The organism is Pseudarthrobacter sp. S9, assembly GCF_050156545.1.
Classification (GTDB): domain Bacteria; phylum Actinomycetota; class Actinomycetes; order Actinomycetales; family Micrococcaceae; genus Arthrobacter.
The window spans coordinates 3969536-3985897 of the sequence record NZ_CP189576.1; the positions used below are offsets into that span (position 1 = coordinate 3969536).

Sequence of the window (16362 nt, forward strand, 5' to 3'; positions counted from 1 at the left end):
GCACGATGCAACGCGGACGGACAGGTCGAGCCCGTGGATGCCGTTCGCACTTGTCGCCCTCGTCCTGGTCCCCGCGATGACACTCGCCTATGCGCTGTCGCTCGGCGCCGGCACCCAGGTGTTCACCCAAGGCATCGGGAACGCGGTCTTCGGCGCCAGCGAACTCACCACCACGCTCATGCTGGGCGCCGGCTGGGCCATTAACCTCACCGTCGCGGAGTAAATCATCTGCCGGCACAGCAGCAGCCGAACCAGCAGGGCGACGGAAGAGGCCGGCTCCTCATGACGCAGTCCCCCAAACGACAGGAGCCCACTGGCTACCGGCTTCGGGTCGACGGGCACCTCCACGACCGCTGGTCTGCCTGGTTCGGTGACCTTACCCTGACCCACGAAAGCGACGGCACGACAAGCCTTAGCGGTTTCGTCTCCGACCAAGCGGCGCTGCATGGCCTGCTCATGAAGGTCCGCGACCTCGGCATCATCTTGATCTCCGTGGAGGCCATCGACCCAACAGACAAGAAAGCCCGCAGCGGGTCCGGTGACGCCATTGCCGGGGGAGGGAAACCCGTTGAGCACGCCGCGGTGACAGAGGCGATGAGGTGCGACTGCAAGAAAGGATCCGCAAGCGGGACACCTGCGCCGTCTTTGAGCGACGGATCTGTTGGATTCGCTCCACTGGATGGTTAGTCACCAGAACAGTGCACGGGTTGGCCAGCGTCCTATGGGACATCGCCGGCGCTGAGGTCAAGGAAGGATATTCTTCTGATTTGCGACTCCACAGATGGCGACCGCCCCTCGGCTGACGTGATGCAGGATAGTCAAACGAGGCTATCTGACCTATTCGTGGCGGGACTTCGCGCGGACGTGCATCCGCTCGCCCTGTCCGCCGAACACACTCAGGACCTCCGCGGCCTGGTCACCGGTGCTGCCAAACCAGTGAGGCACCCGAGTGTCGAACTCGGCCACCTCGCCTGGACCGAGGACCAGATCGTGGTCTCCGAGAACAAGTCGCATGCGGCCTGAGAGGACATACAGCCATTCGTAGCCTTCATGGGCCCTTAGCTCCGGGTCAACCTTCACGGTAGGGATAACGATCTTCCAGGCCTGCAGGCCCCCTGGTTGTCGGGTCAGTGGGACTACAGTCCGCCCGTTTGCCCGCCGAGGTTTCAGGCGGATTCGTGGGTCGCCTACCTCGGGAGCGCCGACCAGATCCTCCAACGGCACGTGATAGGCCTGCGCAAGCGGGAGGAGCAGCTCCAGGCTCGGGCGTCGCTGTCCCGTTTCCAGCCGCGACAAGGTGCTTTTTGAGATCCCGGTTGCGGCCGCGAGGCTGGTCAGAGTCACACCCCGCTGCATCCGCAGCCGTTTCAGCCGGGCCCCGACCTGATCAAGCGCAGCCGCGATCACAGTTGTTGTGTCATCCACAACCCCATCCAACGCCGGTTTCCCGGAAACAGCAACGTTTGTTGGCAAAACAGGGACGTCAGGAAAGTCTTGAGGACATGAGTAATTATGACGTAGTGGTAATCGGCGGCGGGGCGGCCGGACTGTCGGCGGCGCTGGTGTTGTCACGGGCCCGGCGCAAGGTCCTCGTGGTGGACTCCGGGACGCCGCGAAACGGTCCAGCCCAGCACATGCATGGGTTCTTGTCGCGAGACGGGCTGCCGCCCGGTGAGCTGTTGGCCTTCGGACGCGAGGAAGTGAAAGGCTACGGAGGCGACTTGCTCGATGGGTCCGTCACGGAACTTGTGCGGTGCGGCAAATCCGGCTTCTGGGTTCTGACTTCAGACGGCCAGCGAGTTTTTGCACGGCGGCTGCTCGTGGCCACAGGCTTGCGAGATGAATTGCCCGGTATCCCGGGTCTTGGCGACAGATGGGCGCGCGACGTCCTGCATTGCCCCTACTGCCACGGCTACGAGGTGCGCGGCATGCAGCTTGGCGTTCTGGGCGGTTCGCCCGACACCGTTCGCTACGCACAAATCGTCCGACAGTGGGCCGACGACGTCGTGTTCTTCGCGCCTCCCGGAACCCTGACGACCGTTGAGCGCTCGGAGATGGTCGCCCGGGCGATCGGAATCGTTGAGGGAACTGTGAAGCGGATCCTGATCGAGGAGGACCACCTGTGCGGTGTCGAGATGGAGGACGGCCGCACCATCCGTCGCGGCGCGCTGTTCGTGCCACCGCGCTTCGTCCCGAACAGCGACCTACTTGTCGGCCTCGGCTGCGATGTCGACGAAGCCAGGTGGCCTGCGAAGGACAGCAATGGCCAGACCACCGTTTCCGGCGTATGGGTAGCCGGCAACCTAGCCAACCCACGAGCCCAAGTCATCACCGCCGCTGGCGAAGGATCCGCGGCTGCCATAGCAATCAACGCCGATCTGGTCGACGATGACGTCCAGGACGCCGTCCGAGCCTTCAACCTGGGCTTCTGACTCAAAACAAGGATCCATTTTTTCGAGACCTCCACCTATCAACAAGAATACTCAAGGAGTAGAAATGTCCAACCAAACCACGACACCACAGGCCGCCAAGGTCTCACCCCCGAACAAGCACCAACTGGCGCTCATGATCTGGCTAGCTGTGTTCCCCACTCTCACTGTCATCAACCTCGTGTTCGGCGACTGGCTGGGGACGCTGCCCTCTGTCCTGCGCACCTTCGTGCTCGCCACCGTCGCGGTCCCAATCGTCATCTACGGACTCATGCCGCACCTGCACCGGCTCCGCGGGCGCCTGCTGACCCGCACCGCCCAAAGATAACAACGTTCGGTCCAGGCTGACAGGGTTAGCACGCCGGGAGACCTGGACCGAAAACGTCATGCGTACTCAGTTGTGCCGTTTCGACGCGTCGTCGGAAGCCCGGTCAGGGCTCGGCTCGCGACCGCCTTATGTAACCCTGTTGCGCCCCAGCCCGACACGGTATGTTGCTCGAATGGACGATACGTACCAGGTCATCGTGGTCGGCGGTGGGTTCGCCGGCATGACCGCCGCCAAGGAACTCGGCCTCAAGGGCATTCGCGTACTGCTCATCGACGCGAACAACTACCACCAGTTCCAGCCCCTCCTGTACCAGGTGGCGACGGCGCAGATCGGGGTATCGGCCATTGCACGGCCGCTGCGATCCGTGTTCCGCCGCATCAGGGGCGTGCGTGTCCTCACCGCGGAGGTGACGGCGATCGACTCCGCGACCCGCACCGTCACCACGGCCGACGGCAGCACCTACCGGGCCCGGATCCTGGTCATTGCCGCCGGCGCCGTCCCGAACTTCTTCAACACGCCCGGCGCGGACGAGTACGCCTACCCGCTCTACTCCGTCACCGACGCCACCCGCCTGGGCACTGGACTGACCCACTTGCTGGACGAGGCGGACCGCGAGCCGGCCGGCAGCGTGGACGTCGTCGTCATCGGCGCCGGCCCGACCGGAGTCGAGACGGCCGGTGCCCTCGCCGAGAACGTCAAGTACGTGGTGCCCAAGTATTTTTCCCCGGTGCTCGCGGCCAGGTGCCGCGTCCACCTGGTGGATATGGTCCCGAACGTGCTCAACGCGTTCTCGCCCAAGTCGCAGGAATACACCAGGAACCGGCTCGGGAAGCTCGGGGTGCAGCTTCATCTGGGCGTCGGCGTGACCGGTGTCCGCGCCGACGGCGTGACGCTGGCGGACGGGACCGTCATTCCCGGCCGGATCGTGGTGTGGGCCGGCGGCCTGAAAGCCGGAAAGGTCATCGCCGAGTCCGGCCTGACCCAGGGGCGGGGCGGGCGCATCGACGTGCGGCCGGACCTGACCGCACCGGATGCCGAGGGCGTCTACGTCCTCGGCGATGCGGCCAACATGACCGATTCGACCGGCGCCAAACTGCCTCAGCTCGGCTCGGTCGCCCAGCAGTCCGGCAAATGGGCCGCCCGCAACATCTACGCCGACCTCACCGGCGGCACCCGCCAGCCGTTCGGATACTGGGACAAGGGCTACATGGCGATGGTAGGCCGCGGCGCCGCGGTCGCCGAAATCGGCCGCAGACGCGTCCAGCTGCAGGGCCCGTTGGCCTTCGTCTCCTGGCTGGGCGTGCACCTGGCACTGCTTCCCGGATTCCAGCAGAAGGTCCGCGCCCTCTTCTCCTGGGCCATCGGCTATGTCACGCACAGCCCGGCGCAGGTGGTGGTCGGCAGGCCCGAGTAACCCCTGCCGGCCCGCGAGCGAATTGCTCAGCCGTCCCGCTCCAGCCGGGATTTCAGCCGGGTCAGTTCCCGCTCGGTCCCGGCCCCTGCCACCAGGGCATCGGATGCCTCCCGCACCTCGTCCTGCCCGGGATCCGCTGCTGCCAGCTCCGCCCGGCCGCCTTCGCCCGCATCCGCCGGGCCACGATCTACAGACACCTCACTGACCCCGGCGACCAGCGATGAGGGGCGGCTGCCCAACGGGCATCCCAAGGATGGTGCGCCATGATCGGAACGTGACGGCCCGAGGCGCACAAGCGCAGGAATCGGGCTGGCGCTGCCGCCATGACGGTGCCGTCGCACCGAGAAGTGCTTGATTCGTGCAGCCGGCAGTCCTACCGTTTGCTTCAAGACGTGGCAGAACTCCGCACTGACCCTGCAAACGAGAGGCTCGTGGTTTCGATGAAGTCGCTGTGGTTGGATCGGCAATCGGGCTTCACGTCCGACGAATTTGAAGTGCAAGGGCACGCCGACGTAGTGGTTGTCGGAGCAGGCCTGACGGGTCTGGTGACTGCGGTGCTTGTGGCCAGGGCCGGGCAGCGGGTGGTGGTTCTGGAAGCCCGGACCATCGGGGCGGTGGCCACGGGCAACACCACGGGCAAACTGAGCCTGCTCCAGGGCGGGATGCTCTCGGCTCTTCGCAGCCAATACTCGCTCAAATTGGTGAAAGCATACGTTGACGCCAACCGTGCCGGCCAGGCGTGGCTGCTCGACCATCTCCAGACGCACGGCGTACCCGTCCAATACAGAACAGCCTGTACCTTCGCGACGTCCGAAGAGGGCGGACGCCGGCTGCGCCAGGAAGCTGCGGTATCGCGGGACGCGGGCCTGGATGTCCACTTCGGTCGCGATAATGGGCTGCCGTTTCCCGTTGTCGAATCGCTTGAGCTGGAGAACCAGGCGCAGTTCCATCCAATGGACGTGCTCGATGCCCTTGCCAAGGAGATTCAGGAGCTCAAAGGAAGCGTCGTTGAGGGCGTGCATGTACAGAATGTGGTCTCCGGGAAGCCCCTTGAGGTGGCCACACGTCGCGGCGGAATCACCGCCGAGACCGTGGTTCTGGCCACGGGTGCTCCCATATTGGACCGTGGCCTCTACTTTGCCAAGGTGGTGCCGAATCGTTCCTATGCAGCCGCTCTCCGCCTGCCTGACGGTGCGGCCCCGCCGTCGAGCATGTACCTGTCGATCGATGCGCCCACGCGTTCCCAGCGCGGATACCCGGCCACGGACGGGGAGCTGCTCCTTGTCGGCGGCTACGGGCACCAGGGAGGCAGGGCTGCATCGCCCAAGCAGCATCTGGACGAGCTGCTGGCCTGGGCTACCGCAAACTACCCCGGCGCACAGGTGGGACACACGTGGTCCGCCCAGGACTACCAGGCCACCAACCTCATGCCGTTCTTCGGACAGCTGCCGCGTGGCAAGGGCAGGATTCTCTTCGCCACGGGCTACAACAAGTGGGGGATGACCAACGCAGTTGCAGCGGCCCTGTCAGTCTCTGCAGAAATTCTGGGCGGGCAGCCGGCATGGGCCACCACGATTCACCACCGGGTGACGTCACCGCGAGGGGTGGCCGCCTCTGTGCGTTTCAACGCCGGGGTCGCGCGCCGGATCATCGAAGACAACAACAGGCTCAAGAACGGGCCCGAGATCACCGATGAAACCCGCCCTGCCGAGGGTGAGGGTGTTGTGGGCCGATACCGCGGAAAACCGGCAGCTGTCTCCACCGTGGATGGCAAGGTGTGCCTGCTCTCGGCGAGCTGCACGCATCTGGGCGGGCTCTTGACCTGGAACGATGCCGAGAAATCCTGGGACTGCCCCCTCCACGGCTCCCGCTTCGGAACGGACGGCAAACTGCTGGAGGGGCCGGCAACGCACAATCTTCCGAAGTCGCCGACCTGGAAGAAGGGAACCGGCGGCCGATAGGGCTTGCCAGTAAATAGCCTTGCGTTTCACGTTTTCGGGTCTACGGTCGGCACAGGGGGCGTATCGGACAGACCTCGAACTGCGGCTATCCGAGCGCCGTGCGGTGACGCCGACCAACAGCAGAGCCAGCAAGTTCGTGAAAGCTCCCCATGCCGGCCGCGCCGAGGAAGCCGTAGAAGCTGATCATCACGCATACGGAAGATTGGAGCAGGACATCCAAGCTTCTCGTCTTCGCGCCGGCACGCGTGGCCTCCGAGAGAACCGGTACGTCCATCTGGGCGCTGTGAATCCACAACGACAGGACGTACAGCGCAGCGCAGCGCAGCGCAGCGCAGCAGCGACACCGCAAAGAACCGGCGGGTGAAGCCACGGTCAGCGAACTCCGACGTGACCCAGTGACTGGCGTCCTCCAGTAGGCCATGGAACCAGCCAGGAGGCGGTTAAGCGGACAAGAGAGCAAAGGCTTACAGCGCCATCAACTGTGGATACTCATCTCTGGAAATTTCGTCGCGGTAGTCATCCAACCAGTAGCTGACGGCTCTCTGCGCGGTAACGCTGATGAATTGAGGGTTGTTCTGGGAAAACCGTGCATAAGCCTTTTGGAGGACTGGTCGGCCTGGCAGATTCCCGGTAAGGATGGCTAGAACGTCGGCACCTATTTCGATGACTTACTCGCCGCAAAGTTGGACGACGAAGGGACTGTCCACGTCGCGTTTGCCTCCAGAATCATGGACAGGGCATTTTGGCGTATTTGATTCCATGCCGTCCGGATCCACGGTGACACCGGCGACCCTTCTGCGACGGGACATCATCATTTCCCGCACCGGTAATGCCGTACCGGGGAATAGACAGAGACTTTTCCGTGACGAATTTGTCTGCGTGGTAGCCGCGGACAATCCGCCGCTGGTGGACGGCAGTCTGTCCCTGGACGACATAGCGGCCATGCAGCACGTCATCGGAGCATTCGGAGAGAACATAGCAACGCCTGCTCGCGGCGGCTGGCAGAACGATATAAAGACAACCTCGGGCTGGTCATCGCAGAAACCCGCCGGGGTGCAGGTCATCAAGGGCGCCGCCCGGTTCACGGGCCCGGGGACGGTGGATGTCGGCGGCAGGACGCTGCGGTACAGGCAGGCACTTATCGCGACCGGCGCCGGACCGGTGTCCCCGCGGATTCCCGGCCTCGGGCAGGCAACGGTGGTGACCTCGGAAACGATCTGGGACCTCCCGGATCTTCCTGCCCGGCTGGCCGTCATCGGCGGCGGCCCGGTCGCGTGCGAACTGGGGCAGGCCTTTGCCCGTCTCGGATCGGCGGTGACCCTGATCATCCGCTCACGGATGCTTCCCAAGGAAGACCCGGAAGCGGCCGGCATCGTCCGGGAAAGCCTGCAAAGCGACGGCGTCAGTATCCGTGCCCACGCAACCGTGGAACGGATCACCCCGGCCGGCGGGGGGTCCCGGGTCCATCTGGGGGACGGCTCCGCGGTTGAGGCGGACATCCTCCTCCTCGCCGCCGGCCGCGGACCCCGCACCGCAGGGCTGGGCCTGGACCGGATCGGGGTCCGCCTGGACGAGCACGGTCAAGTGGTGACCGATGACAGAATGCGGACCACCAGCCCTGTAATCTGGGCCGCCGGAGACGTCACCCAGAACCCCCGGTTCACGCACCTTGCCGGGGTCCACGCCAGCGTGGCCGCCACCAACGCCGTGCTGGGCCTCTCCCGCAGGGTCAACGCAACGGTCCCGCGGGTGACGTACACGTCCCCGGAACTTGCCGCCGTCGGACCGTCCGCCACCGGCGGCACGCCCAATGTTCTGTCCCGGACCGTCCGCCACATCCATGTTGACCGGGCGGTCACGGAGAACAACACTGCCGGTTTCACCCGGCTGACCGTGGACCGGCGCGGCAGGATCCTGGGCGGCACCATCGTCGGGCCCCGGGCCGGGGAATCCCTGGCCGAAGTGACCCTGGCCGTGCGGAAAGGCCTCACGACCTCCGACCTCGCAGGGACCACCCACCCCTACCCGACCTATTCGGACGGGGTGTGGAACGCCGCGATCGCCGACGTCAGGGAACGGCTGGGATCCCCGCGGACCGCTGCGGCGATGAACATCCTGGCTTTTCTGCGCCGGCAGTGGCTGGACCGGGCACCGGGTCAGCGCAGCCGCCGGTACCCGGAATGATCTGATCCGCTGAAGGGCGCCGACAACCACCACCACGGCCCACACCGCACCGATCGGCCAGGCTGCGGGGAAGAGCAGCCAAAAAGCTGTGGACGAGGATGGTTTCGGCGCCGTCGGCCTCAGCCGGGCCGGGAGGGACAGGCCGCTGTCACCGGTCCGTTGCGTGGGGGTGGCCGCTTGATCGTCCCGCCGCCCCTGTCAGGTCGAGGATGTTGCCGGGCCTTTGCAGGTCAAAGGGGTGGCGGTGGGAGCTGTCCGGCGGCGCCCTGGGTTTCTGCCGGGCCGATGGTCCCGGCCAGGGCGGCCAGGTTGGCGAGAGTGTAGTCCGGCGCGGTGAAGTGGGCGGGATAGGTTCCGCCGGTCCGGTTGATCCAGGCGGTTCTCAGGCCTGCGCGGGCGGCGCCGTGGATGTCCCACGGGTGAACGGCGACCAGCAGCATCTGTTCCGGCGGGACGCCGCAGGCGGAGGCCGCGTAGTCATAGGCGGCGCGGGCGGGTTTCCAGGCGGGGGCGTCTTCGACGGAGAGCAGCCGCTCGAATTCCGGCCGTATCCCGGCCGGGGTGAAGAGCCGTTCGCCGACCTCGGTGGAGCCGTTGGTCAGGGTGACCAGCCGGTACCCGGCCGTCTTGAGCGCCCTGATTCCGTCCGGCACGTCCGGGTGCAGCCCGAGCGAGCCCATACCTTCCATTACGTGCCCGACCGCCTGGTCCATGTCACGGTCCAGGTCCACCCCTGCGAGGATCCCTCGGAGGATGTCGGCCCCGATGTCGGCGAACCGGCCGTTGTCCCCGGCGGCGGTCAGGGCGAAGCCGTCCCGCAGCAGGGTCGCGAACCAGAGTTTCGCCAGCGGCGCGGGGGCGCCGACGTCGGCGAACCGCGCCCCCATCGGGGACATGTCCGAGAGGGTTTCGTTGACGTCGAACACGATGACGGACGGGGTGGCCTTCATGGGTTCTCCTTCGTGGCGGTAAGTACTAAGGACAATGATTGCCCGAAATGCAGGAATCAGGAGGATTGTGATGGGCCCGGCGGCCGGGGCTCCGCGGTTCGGTGTTCTGCCGCAGTCCCGAGCGGATCTCTACGTGTGCGTCTGAGGCGGCGCAGCCGGAGAGCCGGGCGACACCGGTGGTTAGGACCGGGTTGTCGGATCAGTGGGTCCGGGCCCATGATCGTTGCCGTTGCCGGTGCGAATTTCAGCGGTCGGTCCGGCGCCCCGGATGCCAGTGCAGCGGACGACTGACGCGGTGAGAGCCGAAGCCGGTTTAGCCGGCTGTCCCGCAGAGCCACCACCATGAACGCGTGTCGCTGTACTCGCCCGCTGCGGTGATGGCCGCAGCTACGCCGGCGAGTTGAGTGCGGGAGAGACGTTCGTGAAGCTGGACATAGGCAAGCCCTACCGTGACCAGGGGATAAAGGCTGCTGAGGATGGCGACGGAGGAGAGTGCCCCGTTGAGCGTGGCGAGGGTAAACGCGAGGTTGGCTGCGGTATCGAGCACGCCGATGAGGGCAACTCCGGGCAGCTGACGGATTGATACCGCCGGCCGGAGGACCACGGCGAACAGGGCGAAAACCGCAACGCTGGTGAGTCTGCTGGCGGAAACCCCTGTAAGGGCATCGATTTGGCCTGCTTGATGGAGGAAGACCAGCTGGAGGCCGAGGAAGAAGGCCGCGGCGACGGCCAGCCCCATGCTCAGACGATGGTCCCGGATCGGCGCACGGGTCCTTTGGCGGCTTGCCAGCACCACCCCGACCAGAGCGAGGACGATCCCGCCGACGGCCACCGGCCCGGGGCGTTCGCCGACGACAAATCCCCCGATAACAGGAACAGCGGCGGACGTGGCGACAATCGGGGCGACGATGCTCATCGTCCCGACTGCGAGGGCCCGATAGAAGCAGGCCAGGCTGCCCAGGCTCGTGACGCCGGCGGCGATTCCCCAGCCGACGGCTCCGAGATCAAGGTGCCGGCTGAAGGCCGCAACGAGCACCAGCCCAAGGAGACCGGCCAGCTGACTGAACAGCATGACTGTCAGCAGCGGCAGACGGCGCGAGGCCTTCCCGGCGAGGAAGTCGGCGGTGCCCCACAGAAGCGATGCCGCCAATGAGAGAGCAATACCCATTGAGATATCCAATCCAGTACCCGGATCGCACTTCGGTGCGACCCCAGGGAAGCCAATAGTGCATTTTAATGCACTATTGGAAGGTTAGCATGAGGGCATGGACCTCGAAGACATGACGGCAGCAATAGGGAAGGCCGTGCGGAATGCACGCCTGGCCCAGGGTTGGAATCTTGACCGTCTCGCGGAGCGGGCCGGCGTGAGCCGCCGCATGCTGGTGCAGGTCGAGCAGGGACAATCCAACCCCACCATTGCATCACTTCTCGCCCTCTCCGATGCCCTGGGCCTCGGTCTACCCCAGCTCATGGCCATCACGAACGAACCCACCCTGGAAGTCACCCGGGATCGCCACGCTCCGGTTCTCTGGCAAGGACAGGCCGGAGGCCACGCCCAACTGGTCGCCGGAACCGCTCCGCCGAACGTCGTGGAACTGTGGGACTGGACCCTCGAACCCGGCGACAGTTATGACGGCGGACCGCACACGCCCGGAACCCGCGAACTCATCCAAGTCCGTGAGGGCGCAGTACGGCTGACCGTCGGGGACCACACCGAAATCCTGAACACCGGGGACTCCGCTTCATTCACCGGAACCCTCCCGCACACCTACGCCTGGAGCCAATCCGACAATAAGCAGACATCGGCCCCAGTCACCGCCCGGTTCACGCTCGTCGTCCTGGAACCAATCCTTCGGGAACCCACGGGAAAAGAACCAGAGGGCCCGTAGATCACAACCAGGCGCGCCAGGACGGCCCAAGAACCGACACCATGTGCCCCTGGCCAGCGATCGCAAAACGACCGTATCTGCTACAAACCAGCCAACTCGGTGAAGAGATTCAATGCACCCCCGGATTTTGTAGCGAAACCCAGTGCCGGATTCTATGTGCCGGTTCTTCAGGTGATTGACGGGTATCGGTACATTTTGACGCATGGAACATCTGTTGGGCTACGCCCGGGTATCGACCGGGGATCAGGACGCGGCCCTGCAGCAGGACGCGTTGAAGGCGGCCGGCTGCTATCGCATCTTCACCGACACGGCCTCCGGTTCCCGGGAGTCCCGGCCGGAACTGACGAAGGTTCTGGATCAGCTGCGGCCCGGGGACACGCTGGTCGTGTGGCGGCTGGACCGGCTCGGCCGGTCCATCCGGCACCTCATCGACCAGCTGGCCAATCTCCAGGAACGCGGCATCGGGTTCCGCTCCCTTCAGGAAGCCATCGACACCACTTCCTCGGGCGGACGGCTGGTCTTTCACGTTTTCGCGGCATTGGCGGAGTTCGAACGCGACCTGATCCGTGAACGGACCAACGCAGGCCTTCAGGCGGCACGGGCGCGCGGGCGCGTTGGTGGCCGGCCACCCTTGCTGACCAAAGACAAGCTCCGGACCGCCCGCCGGATGTATGAGCAGAAGGACATGACCGTCGAGAAAATCGGTGAGGTCCTCGGCGTCAGCCGCACCACCGTCTACCGGGCACTCCGGCGCGAACCGGCCCCCGCTGCGCCGCGGCGGAGGTCAACGGCAACACAGAAAACAGCCCGGTGACGGCCGGAGGCAGCACTACCCTGACGGGAGATGCTGCCTCCGCGCCTGACCAGACAGCGTTGATGCGCTGGCAGATCCTGCGCCGGCATATCGAAAACGGCGTGCCGCTGACGACCCTCGCCGCACATGAAGGGATAGGACTGCGGACACTGCAACGCTGGCACGCGGCCCACAAACGCGACGGCATCGCCGGACTGTCCACAGCAAACCGCGGAACCACCGGGCGCAGAAGCACTCCCGAGCTGGTCGCACTCGTCGAAGGCCTGGCATTGGTGAAACCGCCCCTGCCCATAACCGCCATCGCCCGCAAAGCCAACCGAGTCGCCGCCGACCACGACTGGGCGCCGCTCTCGTACAGCACGGTCCGCTCCATTACCACGGGTCTTGACCCCGGCATGAGGACGCTCGCCCAACAGGGAACGGCCGTTTACCGTGACACCTATGAGCTGGCCTGGCGGCACCGGGCCGAGCGACCGAACATGATCTGGCAGGCCGACCACACCGAACTGGACATCCTCGTCCTGGACGCAAACCTGAAGCCCGGGCGCCCGTGGCTTACCACGATCATGGACGACTACTCCCGCGCAGGTTTTCCGAGCCACCCCGGGGTCGGCGCCACTGTGAGGCGGCCGCCGACCCCGGATAGTGCACCATCATTCTGGAGGGGAATGACGTGTGCAGTGTCACCGTGGGAAACACTGCCACGGGGTAAAGGTAGCCTCCGGACCTGCGGTTTTCCTTGCCGGAGAAGTGACAACGCCGGCCGCGGCCCCCGCGAATCACATCCCGGTCCCGGTGGCCGCGTCGGCAGTCACGATCGCACCAGCACCGCCCCGCGACACCCCTGCCGATTCCCCGGCGCTGCCGGGACGTGCGGGACAACATGTTGGGGGCACTTGTGAAAACTCTTCAGGACCGGCCGATCTTGACGAGGGAAGATCGAGTTAAAGCTTGGGCTTTCCCGGCGGGTCATCACGGGTGCCTGAGCCCCGGGCTCACCCACATCGACCGGTGGGCCGGTTGGCTAGGGCAGAACCACACCATAAACGCGGGCGGCATAGTCGTCCAGCGTTTTGCTGCACCGGGAGAGGCGGACAGCAGCCTCCTCGGCGTGGGGCAAGTGCAGGACATTCCGGGATTTCAGTTCGCGGTACCAGCGGCGTTGATCTATGCCGCTAATCCTGCACCTTGGATCCACGCGTAAGCGTCGAGTGCCGTGACGGTGGCCGGAGGCTGTCGGCACAGATTCCATTCTGTGCAGGTGTGCGGCATCGTACGTTCGGCAGAATTCGTCCAACAGGTACCGGGGCTGACACGATCCTGGGCCGGCCCGCATCCCGTTCGTTTCGATTCCCAGCCCAGGCGTTGGAGCGACCCGGACGACGGGATGAACGCCCGGGCTACAGGGCGGTTGCCGGCAACGTCCGCGAAGGGCGCGAAATTTTTTCTCCTGCGACCCATCCGTGACCCGTATTACAACGAATCTTCAGTGTCGCCATCGTGGGCAGGCCTGTACCTAGCAGTTTGGGCTGGCTCTCCCGGCTGGAGACCCGGCGGGAGTACTGTCCGGAACGTCATGGTCTCAAAAAACACTCATGACAGGAGCACAACCATGTTCGACCAGAAATTCATTACCGAAGCACTGAGCCGCAGCGCCGAAGGCCCGGTGGACCGGCGCATCCTCTTCCGGGCCGCCGGGATCGCAGGAATCGGCGGCGCCGCGGCCCTGCTCGCGAGCTCACCGGCCCAAGCGTCCAGGGACGCAGAGAAACCGGCCGGCGCACCCAGCGACGGGGCGATCCTGAACTTCGCCCTCAACCTGGAGTACCTCGAAGCGGAATTCTATCTGCGTGCTGTCACGGGCCGCGGCCTGAACGACGCGCTCACGGACGGCAAGGGACGCAAGGGCGGGGTCACCGGCGGCGCGAAGGTACCCTTCAAGTCCGGCAGCCTGATCGAAAAATATGCCAAGGAAATCGCCGCCGACGAGGAATCCCACGTCAAGTTCCTCCGTGCCGCGCTGGGAAGCGCCGCTGTTTCCCGGCCCCAGATTGATCTGGAGGCCAGCTTCACCGCCGCCGCACGGGCCGCGGGCCTGATCAAGGCCGGCCAGACGTTCAATCCGTTCGCGGATGAAACCAGCTTTCTCCTGGGCGCCTTCATTTTCGAGGACGTCGGCGTCACCGCCTACAAGGGCGCGGCCCCGCTGATCGATAACAAAACCTACCTCGAAGCCGCCGCCGGTATCCTCGCTGTCGAGGCCTACCACGCCGGCATCATCCGCACCACCCTGTACGCGCGCGATCTGCAGATGCCCGCCCAGGCCATCTCCGATGCCCGGGACAGCCTCGACGGGTCCACCGACCTCGACCAGGGCATCGGCACCAAAGACACCGCCAACCTCGTCCCCACGGACGGGAACGGCATCGCCTTCAGCCGCAGCGCCGGACAGGTCCTGAATATCGCCTACCTGACCCCCAAGGCAGCACGCGAGGGCGGGTTCTTCCCCAAGGGCGTCAACGGCGACATCAACACCAGCGCCGCCAGCTCATAACACCACAACAAAACACCGGTAGACGGCCCGGTGGTCCTGCGCGGGCACGCGCCGGGGCCATCGGACTCTCCCTCGGACAAGGCCACCCTGCCGTGACGTTGGTGGCATCGTTCAAGGCCGCCGGACGCCACGAGGACGTTGGCCAGCAGGCAGACGAGAATGTTCGTCAGCGCCACGGCGACGGGCTGTCCTATGACCAAGGATGTAGGCGGCCATTGAGGCTTCCTATGAATCCGATGAGCCGGCAACGGTTCCTGCATCAAAAGCGGGGCTGGTTAACCCGCAACGGAACACAGCGCCTATTGCGCTGGCCTCCTCCCAGCTGGGAGGAGGCCAGCGCAATCTCCCGTGCTAGGCCTTCAGGCCGGAGAGGGCGCCGGCTGCTGCCCGCACGGCCTCGTGCATCGGCGTTGCGGGCCGGCCGATGAGGGTGCTGAGGTCACCGCTGGTGACAAGCAGATCGCCGCGGGCGATGCCGAGATCGCTGTCGGCCAGGATCTGGGCGTAGGGCTCCGGCAGCCCGGCTCCCACGAGCACCCGCGTGTATTCCTCAGCCGGCAGATCCCGGTAGACCACCGGCTGGCCCGTGGCGGCACTGACCTTCTCGGCCAGCTCGCCGAGGGTGAACGGCTGGTCGCCACCGAGCTCGTACACCTTCCCGGCCTGGCCCTCCCTGACCAGGACGGCTGCTGCGGCCTGGGCGTAGTCGGCACGGGTGGCGGCGCTGACCCGCCCGTCACCGGCGCTGCCGAATACGGCACCGTGCTGGAGGAAGGAGCCAAGCTGGTCGGTGTAGTTCTCCACGTACCAACTGTTGCGCAGCAGGACGAACGGCACACCGGACTCGCGCAGGGCCTCTTCCGTCGCCTGGTGTTCGGCGGCGAGTGCCATGCCGGTGTTGTCTGCGTTGGCGATACTGGTGTAGGCGATAAGCCCGACGTCGGCCTCCCTGGCGGCCTCGATAGCGTTCCGGTGCTGCTGGAGCCGCTGGCCGACCTCGCTGCCGGAGACCAGCAGCACCTTCTCGGCACCGGCAAACGCCTCGCGCAGGGAAGCGGGGTTGTTGTAGTCGATCGCGCGGACCTGGACGCCGCGGCCGGCGAGGTCGCCGAGCTTGGCCAGATCCCGGCCACCGGCCACGATCTGCCCTGCAGAAACGTTGTTCTCGAGGAGTGCTTCGACGACAAGGCGGCCGAGCTGGCCGGTTGCGCCGGTGATGACGATGGTCATGATGGTTCCTTTCACCAAGGGAATTGCTGTCACCCGTGCCAACCGAACATCTTCCGGATTGCTTCCCAGAAGAGAGTACGCACTTTTAGGTAAGGTACGTACATGAAAGTAAGTACCCCGCCCAGCCAGCCGCTCGTCCCCATACTGGACGGGGTGTTTCCGGCCGGTTGTCCCAGCCGGACCGTGCTTGACCACGTCTCCAGCAAGTGGGGTGTGCTGATCCTGGTCGCCCTGGCAGAGGGCACGCAGCGCTGGAGCCAACTGCGCCGCCGGGCGGATGGCATCAGCGAGAAGATGCTGGCCCAAACCCTCAAAACGCTCGAAGGGGACGGGTTCATCCACCGCGATGCCCAGCCCGTCATTCCGCCCAGGGTCGACTACAGCCTCACCAGCCGCGGCTGCGACCTTGTGGCACTACTGAAGCCAATGGTGGACTGGATAGCCGAGCACGCGGCCGAAATCCTCAATGACCAGCCTGCCGTGGATTCCCGGCCGGACACGCAAGGGGCTCCTGCCTAAGCCTTGATCCACCGATGCTGATCGGGGAGCTGTCGGCGGTTTAAACCGAGAATGCCTGTCTTTTCAAGGAAAATGGGGTTTGTCTAGAAC

Annotated in this window: 18 protein-coding genes; 12 read left to right on the plus strand and 6 right to left on the minus strand. The window is 65.5% G+C overall.

Annotated elements, in window-relative coordinates; genetic code table 11:
- The first annotated feature begins 37 nt into the window (after nucleotides 1-37).
- Together ACQCSY_RS19120 and ACQCSY_RS19125 are read left to right on the plus strand one after the other, a co-directional pair.
- On the plus strand, nucleotides 38-223 hold the full coding sequence (locus ACQCSY_RS19120; RefSeq protein WP_427131237.1) for a hypothetical protein: 186 nt from the start codon (nucleotides 38-40) through the stop codon (nucleotides 221-223).
- 59 nt (nucleotides 224-282) lie between these two features.
- Nucleotides 283-687 (plus strand): hypothetical protein, encoded by a 405-nt coding sequence (locus ACQCSY_RS19125; protein ID WP_427131239.1) that lies wholly within the window; start codon nucleotides 283-285, stop codon nucleotides 685-687.
- A 150-nt stretch (nucleotides 688-837) separates the two neighbouring features.
- On the opposite strand, the gene ACQCSY_RS19130 is transcribed toward ACQCSY_RS19125, so the two are convergent.
- Nucleotides 838-1572 carry a helix-turn-helix domain-containing protein gene (locus tag ACQCSY_RS19130; protein WP_427131241.1) on the minus strand — a complete coding sequence of 245 codons (735 nt, stop codon included), beginning with the start codon at nucleotides 1570-1572 and terminating at the stop codon, nucleotides 838-840.
- On the opposite strand from ACQCSY_RS19130, the gene ACQCSY_RS19135 reads away from it, so the two are divergent.
- The 3 genes from ACQCSY_RS19135 (at nucleotide 1503) to ACQCSY_RS19145 (ending at nucleotide 4171) form a co-directional block, all read left to right on the plus strand.
- Nucleotides 1503-2432, plus strand: a complete 930-nt coding sequence (locus ACQCSY_RS19135) for an NAD(P)/FAD-dependent oxidoreductase (RefSeq protein ID WP_427131243.1) — start codon at nucleotides 1503-1505, stop codon at nucleotides 2430-2432. The genes ACQCSY_RS19130 and ACQCSY_RS19135 overlap by 70 nt on opposite strands.
- A gap of 64 nt (nucleotides 2433-2496) precedes the next feature.
- Entirely contained in the window at nucleotides 2497-2757 is a 261-nt protein-coding gene (locus ACQCSY_RS19140; RefSeq protein WP_427131245.1) for a hypothetical protein, read from the plus strand.
- Nucleotides 2758-2929: 172 nt separating this feature from the next.
- The gene (locus ACQCSY_RS19145; protein WP_427131247.1) at nucleotides 2930-4171 is read left to right on the plus strand and encodes an NAD(P)/FAD-dependent oxidoreductase; all 1242 of its coding nucleotides are present in this window, start codon (nucleotides 2930-2932) and stop codon (nucleotides 4169-4171) included.
- A 26-nt stretch (nucleotides 4172-4197) separates the two neighbouring features.
- On the opposite strand, the gene ACQCSY_RS19150 is transcribed toward ACQCSY_RS19145, so the two are convergent.
- The gene (locus ACQCSY_RS19150) at nucleotides 4198-4368 is read right to left on the minus strand and encodes a hypothetical protein (RefSeq protein ID WP_427131249.1); all 171 of its coding nucleotides are present in this window, start codon (nucleotides 4366-4368) and stop codon (nucleotides 4198-4200) included.
- A 243-nt stretch (nucleotides 4369-4611) separates the two neighbouring features.
- Here ACQCSY_RS19150 and ACQCSY_RS19155 point away from each other — a divergent pair, with 243 nt between their 5' ends.
- Together ACQCSY_RS19155 and ACQCSY_RS19160 are read left to right on the plus strand one after the other, a co-directional pair.
- Nucleotides 4612-6132, plus strand: coding sequence for an FAD-dependent oxidoreductase (locus ACQCSY_RS19155; protein WP_427135944.1), 1521 nt, complete (start codon nucleotides 4612-4614; stop codon nucleotides 6130-6132).
- Nucleotides 6133-7011: 879 nt separating this feature from the next.
- The gene (locus ACQCSY_RS19160; RefSeq protein ID WP_427131251.1) at nucleotides 7012-8316 is read left to right on the plus strand and encodes a dihydrolipoyl dehydrogenase family protein; all 1305 of its coding nucleotides are present in this window, start codon (nucleotides 7012-7014) and stop codon (nucleotides 8314-8316) included.
- 230 nt (nucleotides 8317-8546) lie between these two features.
- On the opposite strand, the gene ACQCSY_RS19165 is transcribed toward ACQCSY_RS19160, so the two are convergent.
- Together ACQCSY_RS19165 and ACQCSY_RS19170 are read right to left on the minus strand one after the other, a co-directional pair.
- Entirely contained in the window at nucleotides 8547-9266 is a 720-nt protein-coding gene (locus ACQCSY_RS19165) for a haloacid dehalogenase type II (RefSeq protein ID WP_427131253.1), read from the minus strand.
- 313 nt (nucleotides 9267-9579) lie between these two features.
- Nucleotides 9580-10434, minus strand: coding sequence for an EamA family transporter (locus ACQCSY_RS19170; RefSeq protein ID WP_427131254.1), 855 nt, complete (start codon nucleotides 10432-10434; stop codon nucleotides 9580-9582).
- Between the two features lie 97 nt (nucleotides 10435-10531).
- On the opposite strand from ACQCSY_RS19170, the gene ACQCSY_RS19175 reads away from it, so the two are divergent.
- The 3 genes from ACQCSY_RS19175 to ACQCSY_RS19185 all read left to right on the plus strand — a co-directional run bounded on the left by ACQCSY_RS19175 (nucleotide 10532) and on the right by ACQCSY_RS19185 (nucleotide 12871).
- A complete protein-coding gene (locus tag ACQCSY_RS19175) occupies nucleotides 10532-11155 on the plus strand; it encodes a helix-turn-helix domain-containing protein (protein WP_427131256.1) in 624 nt (207 codons plus the stop codon).
- A 202-nt stretch (nucleotides 11156-11357) separates the two neighbouring features.
- Nucleotides 11358-11969, plus strand: coding sequence for a recombinase family protein (locus tag ACQCSY_RS19180; protein ID WP_427131258.1), 612 nt, complete (start codon nucleotides 11358-11360; stop codon nucleotides 11967-11969).
- 62 nt (nucleotides 11970-12031) lie between these two features.
- Entirely contained in the window at nucleotides 12032-12871 is an 840-nt protein-coding gene (locus tag ACQCSY_RS19185) for a helix-turn-helix domain-containing protein (RefSeq protein ID WP_427131260.1), read from the plus strand.
- A gap of 122 nt (nucleotides 12872-12993) precedes the next feature.
- Here ACQCSY_RS19185 and ACQCSY_RS19190 read toward each other — a convergent pair whose 3' ends face one another.
- Nucleotides 12994-13305, minus strand: a complete 312-nt coding sequence (locus ACQCSY_RS19190) for a Chromate resistance protein ChrB (RefSeq protein ID WP_427131262.1) — start codon at nucleotides 13303-13305, stop codon at nucleotides 12994-12996.
- A gap of 276 nt (nucleotides 13306-13581) precedes the next feature.
- Here ACQCSY_RS19190 and ACQCSY_RS19195 point away from each other — a divergent pair, with 276 nt between their 5' ends.
- Nucleotides 13582-14523, plus strand: coding sequence for a ferritin-like domain-containing protein (locus tag ACQCSY_RS19195; RefSeq protein ID WP_427131264.1), 942 nt, complete (start codon nucleotides 13582-13584; stop codon nucleotides 14521-14523).
- Between the two features lie 351 nt (nucleotides 14524-14874).
- Here ACQCSY_RS19195 and ACQCSY_RS19200 read toward each other — a convergent pair whose 3' ends face one another.
- The gene (locus ACQCSY_RS19200) at nucleotides 14875-15753 is read right to left on the minus strand and encodes an SDR family oxidoreductase (protein ID WP_427131265.1); all 879 of its coding nucleotides are present in this window, start codon (nucleotides 15751-15753) and stop codon (nucleotides 14875-14877) included.
- A 102-nt stretch (nucleotides 15754-15855) separates the two neighbouring features.
- On the opposite strand from ACQCSY_RS19200, the gene ACQCSY_RS19205 reads away from it, so the two are divergent.
- Nucleotides 15856-16272, plus strand: coding sequence for a winged helix-turn-helix transcriptional regulator (locus ACQCSY_RS19205; RefSeq protein WP_427131266.1), 417 nt, complete (start codon nucleotides 15856-15858; stop codon nucleotides 16270-16272).
- The last annotated feature ends 90 nt before the right edge of the window (nucleotides 16273-16362 follow it).